5 protein-coding genes are annotated in these 4,554 nt (G+C 36.1%); 4 read left to right on the forward strand and 1 reads right to left on the reverse strand.

Features of this window, described 5'->3' with window-relative positions; all coding sequences use genetic code 11:
- The first annotated feature begins 45 nt into the window (after positions 1–45).
- The gene (locus tag RV17_RS13845; protein WP_083572002.1) at positions 46–222 is read left to right on the forward strand and encodes an LPXTG cell wall anchor domain-containing protein; all 177 of its coding nucleotides are present in this window, start codon (positions 46–48) and stop codon (positions 220–222) included.
- Between the two features lie 511 nt (positions 223–733).
- On the opposite strand, the gene RV17_RS12835 is transcribed toward RV17_RS13845, so the two are convergent.
- Positions 734–1,033, reverse strand: coding sequence for a bacteriocin immunity family protein (locus RV17_RS12835; RefSeq protein ID WP_071869439.1), 300 nt, complete (start codon positions 1,031–1,033; stop codon positions 734–736).
- Positions 1,034–1,625: 592 nt separating this feature from the next.
- Between RV17_RS12835 and RV17_RS12840 the strand changes: the two genes are divergently transcribed.
- From RV17_RS12840 to RV17_RS12850, 3 genes are all read left to right on the forward strand, one after another.
- Positions 1,626–2,246 carry a hypothetical protein gene (locus RV17_RS12840; RefSeq protein WP_071869440.1) on the forward strand — a complete coding sequence of 207 codons (621 nt, stop codon included), beginning with the start codon at positions 1,626–1,628 and terminating at the stop codon, positions 2,244–2,246.
- Positions 2,247–2,330: 84 nt separating this feature from the next.
- Positions 2,331–2,846, forward strand: a complete 516-nt coding sequence (locus tag RV17_RS12845) for a hypothetical protein (RefSeq protein WP_071869441.1) — start codon at positions 2,331–2,333, stop codon at positions 2,844–2,846.
- Positions 2,847–2,912: 66 nt separating this feature from the next.
- The coding region (locus RV17_RS12850; RefSeq protein ID WP_143139948.1) for a hypothetical protein at positions 2,913–4,554 on the forward strand (1,642 nt) is incomplete at its 3' end.

Raw genomic sequence — 4,554 nt, forward strand, 5'->3', positions numbered from 1 at the left:
AAAATGTGTCCAAGATATTGACTCAAATCCACAACTCACTCAGAAATAAATAAAAACTATGCATCTACTACATCAAATAGTAGTTTTAAAGAATCTAAAAATAAATTTCCTAAAACGAATGATGATTCTAAACCGGTGATTGCGTGGGCAGGAGTTGTTACGATTGTACTTGTATTAAGTACTTTCTGGTATCGTAAATATAAAAAAACGAATCAACAATGATTCATTTCAAATAGGTAGCAACAAGACGTAGATAAATGTTGTGACTCAAAAAGTTAAACTTTTATAGAGTGGAGAAATCCGCTCTTTTTTTATACTGTAAAATAAGGATGAATCAACTGCTTGAGCTGGAATTGAACGATCAAAAGTTTTCTGTCAGTACAGATAGGTCACCTTAGTGAAGTTTATGAATGCAAGAGGCTCAACTAATTTGAATGACTTTCGGAGGCCGATGATCATTCGTATGACTGATTCTTTCGTCTGTGTTGGGCTTTCTAGTTTTCACAGCTTCTTTCATTCTTTTAAAAGGCATTCTCAATCTGAAGCAAACAAACTTGTTTTCTAATTCTTTGATAGGATGGCTTGCTTCAGGTGTTTCTTTGACTAGATAAATAGTCATGAACAATTTCAAATTTCAATTCAAAACTGCATTTTCTCATACAAAAAAACCTCCAAAAGTTCGATCAGAAAACTGACTTTTGGAGGTCACTTCATTTTGTTGCAGTCTTTTTGATTAAAACCATAGAGGAAGGAGCATGGTACTCATGGCAATCCCTTGGTAGATTTCTGCGTCATGTTTTAATTGATAATACAAGTTTATGACTGCTTCTGGAAATGGTTGTTTAGTTTCAAGATAACTTAGCGTGATTGCATGGCAAAGCTTTGTACCAACTAACTTTGTATTTTCAGTTTTTTCTAACTCTTGCGCTGCATTAAAAATCATCTCTTTGATTTTAGGCATTTGCGCCACTTTTTCATCTGAGTAAGCTACACTCAACTGGTTCATCATGATTACGAACTTGCTTTCAGACATAGAAACATCTCCTTGTGCTTAATTTAACACGTTTATTTAATGAAATCAAAAGACAAGCAACGACTTTAGTGGAAAGTGACTGATTATTTCTTGTTCAATGAATATATTTTTTTTGCTTTCAATAAAGCTTCATTGGGCTTTATTAGTTTTGTAAATGTATATTTTATGGAAGAACAAAGTTATTATTTGTCCGCGCATTGTTGTTTTTTATTTAGAAAATAGAAAGCGCGGTGAGTTCCTTGTTTGAGATGACGTGTTGGTGATTAAGCAAGAGGTAGAGATTCTGCAAAGGACATCTCGTTCCGACACCTAGGTAAAATCTGATTGGAAATGGTTTGTGTTCGTTTGCTAATATAATTTATGTTCCAAGGCGTACTACGCAAAAAACGAAAATTTATTTGGAACAAAGTGTTATGTTTGAAAATGATGCTATTTTTCTGAAATGGACATTGCATAAACCGTTTTAGGTAACCCTCGTGTAAGTAAAAGATAGAAATTGCTATTTTTTACTTTATCTAAAATTGATTTTGTAGTGGCTGTTTTAGTAAGAAATAGCTTTGTTTTAAAAATATAAAATAGGGGAGATACAAAAATGGTAAAGAAATTACTAGTTAGTACATTAATTTTAGGTGGGGTTGTTTTGGCTCCAATTACGGCAAGTGCCTGGGAAGCAGGAGAAACAGATCCCAATGAAGCTGGTGGACAAACGATCAAAGGTCAAGATTCTGGAAATGTAGCTGTTAATGGTTGGATTGGTGCATGGGATTCATCAAATCCAGAATCTCCAGATCCAACTGATCCGGAAGATCCAACAGTCATTGACGTCACAATTCCAACAACTGTTTTATATGCGAATAGCGTAGATGATGCTGGAAAACCTACATCAACAATTATTTCACCAATCTATAAGTTAACAAATAACTCAACATCAAATGATGTAAAAGTTTCTGTTGAAAAATTTAGTTCAAAAAATGCAATTGATGTGAAACAAGATTTATCAGTTGTGGCGACAGGTGAAGCAGCAGTTGCTTTACAAACCAAAGCAGGTCAAATGCTTAATGCAAGAACAAAGTTGGTAACTGTTCCTAAAACATCAACGAAAAATTTTGAATTCACAGGAAACATTGATCAAAGTGCATTCCCAACGGGTGATACTGATGCAGCATTGAGACCTACATATGACATGTCTCTACACTTTACAGCAGTAAAATAAGCAAATAAAGAGCTTTAAAGTAAAGGAGGGAGATTGACTAATCTTTCTCCTTTTCTGGGTTTTGACATAGGGGGATATCAAAAGATGGTGGAACAAAGAGCAAAAGAAAATAAGAAGAAAACAAGACGATTATTGATTTTATTACTGTTGTTGCTTGTTGCATTAGGATCATTTTTTTCATTTTACTTTTTCAGAGAAACGCCGAAAGTTATCAGCGGGTTGCCAGACGTTGAACAAAATTTAGAAAAAATGACAGATGAAGAAATGCTAAAGTTCATGCAAACAGAAGTCGACAAAGACAATTTTAATATCAACCTGAAACATGAGATCGCAGTTTCAAAAGAAACGAATGTTGCTCAGATCGCGGTGAAAAACAAACCGACGAATGCTTACAGCATCCAAGTGGCATATTTGCTGAAAGAAGGAAATGAACAGGTTTACAAATCTGGACTGATACCTGCAAATCGCCAATTAATGGAAGCCAAGCTAGCAAAAGATTTGTCAAAGGGTAGTCATGAAGTAACGATTGTTTATACGATCTATGATGACGAAAAGGAAATCAATCAATCAACGATCGACGGTGTACTATATGTTAGCTAGTAAAGGGGGCACTGCTATGTATGAAGGACGGTGGAGAAGGGCTGAACAAAAAAGGATGAAACAAAAATGAAAAATAGACAAAAGATGATCATTTGGCTGATGTTAGTAGCACTGCTACTTTCAGAAATTACTCATTTAGTGAGTATTAGTAATCAGGTTGTATGGGCACAAGAAGAAAGTGAAACGCTTCAATCAACTGAAAAGCAAGAAAAGACGACATCAACTGAAACTAGTGTGAATCAAATACAATCTGGAAAAACAACCGAAACAAGTCAAACTCAAACACAAAATAGTTCCCAACAAGAAGAAAATGAAGTTTCATCAAAAACACAAACATCCACTGAGCAAACGGTGGCTGAAAGTTCAACAAAAGAGGAAGTTGCGTCACAGACATCGAAAACGAGTATCCAACCACAGGCGGGAAATGTTGATGATAACCCTGGTGCTAAGGTAGCTTATGATAAAGCAGCTACATATTGGATTGGAGAAATAAGCGCCAGAGTGAAAACAGCACCCAAACTTGGAAATTATGTCGGAGCTACATCAACCATTGAATTTAATCTTCCAGTTGAGAATGCACCTGTAACATCTGCAACTAGTGGTATATATAAATGGGACTATGCGACAAGTATATATTTTGACGGTGTGTCTTTTGTCGGAGGTGACGGTATTACCTTCACTGGATCAGCCGCCACATCAACAACGAATGGTCAAACTTTCAATCATTTTTATCTTGTGATAAAGCGAACGAAACCTGGTTCAAATATTACTGTTCCTTCTATAAGCTTGAAATATCATGGAGAGCTAAGAGCGGATGAATATATAAACTGGACTGGTGGGGGGTATGTTTGGAACAAAGTTAATTATTTTGAGAAAGGTACCGTTAGTCGAGGTATTTCAGGATTGGTTTGTAACCTTGAGAGTGTAGATATGCCTAGTAAATATTCTTGGCTCTATGATGAGTGGAGAAAAGTATCTGTCCGGAAAATAGCAAGTAACCTGTCTGACGCATTGAAATCCAATTACAGTAAGCTGGGAAAAAACGTGAATGATACTGTAAATTTTACAGTTGAAAGTAAAGCGAGTGAACAATATACAGGGCAGATCAATTTTATAGGAGACTATTTCTCTGACCTATCTCAATTTAAAGTTAATTTATCCAGTAACTTTTCTAACTATGTTCAACTTGAAAAGACGGGTTCAACTGGCACAAAGATAAATTATCGAATGAAGCGAGTCAAAGCAGGTAATTTTTCAGGTGACTGTTCTGTAACAATCAATACACGTCATGATGCTGAAGGGCGTACAATATCGATTTATGATGGAAGTCTGTTTTATTGGGCACTCCCGATGGATAATATTCCATTAGATTCGGCTTCAGCAAGTTTCAACATCAATGATGACCGACAAATCTGGGCAGACGTGGTGGAACAAACGATCGAACTTGGAACCTGGTCAGGTGAAATCCCCGCTGTTTCAAAAATGATTACTAACGTACGTTTAGAAGACGGAACAGCAATCAATGCTTCCGACTACACAGCGGAAGTCAACTCAGTTCCTAGCTTCGATAATATGACGGTCACGGACAAAATTGGTGTGAAAATTACACGTAAATCAAGTGGCGTCACTACTTATGTACAGGTACCTGTTAAAATGACTTGGGGAAATACCATTCAACTTCGAGGGTATGATAATGGGACAAGTGGTG

The sequence above is a fragment of the Enterococcus thailandicus genome (genome assembly GCF_001886265.1).
GTDB lineage: Bacteria > Bacillota > Bacilli > Lactobacillales > Enterococcaceae > Enterococcus_B > Enterococcus_B thailandicus.